Origin of the sequence: Corynebacterium sp. UMB9976, assembly GCF_030212265.1 — a bacterium.
Taxonomy (GTDB): domain Bacteria; phylum Actinomycetota; class Actinomycetes; order Mycobacteriales; family Mycobacteriaceae; genus Corynebacterium.
Map to the genome: position 1 here is coordinate 1 of NZ_JASODY010000073.1, position 318 is coordinate 318.

Annotated in this window: 1 pseudogene; it reads left to right on the top strand. The window is 60.7% G+C overall.

Features of this window, described 5'->3' with window-relative positions:
• Nucleotides 1–318: pseudogene (locus QP140_RS09855) on the top strand (polyribonucleotide nucleotidyltransferase); the annotation flags it as partial.

A 318-nucleotide genomic window follows, 5' to 3' on the forward strand; every position in this document is an offset into this window, starting at 1 on the left:
ATTCCCCTACGCGATCCGCCAGGTCTCCGAGACGATGGGCTCGAACGGCTCGTATTCCATGGGTTCGGTGTGTGCCTCCACGATGTCCCTGCTCAACGCGGGTGTGCCGCTCAAGGCCCCGGTTGCCGGTATCGCCATGGGCCTTGTTTCCGGCGAGGTTGACGGTGAGAACCGCTTCGTCGCACTGACCGATATTCTCGGTGCCGAAGACGCATTCGGTGACATGGACTTCAAGGTCGCTGGTACTGCGGACTTCATTACCGCACTGCAGCTGGACACCAAGCTCGACGGTATTCCGTCGAAGGTTCTGGCCGATGC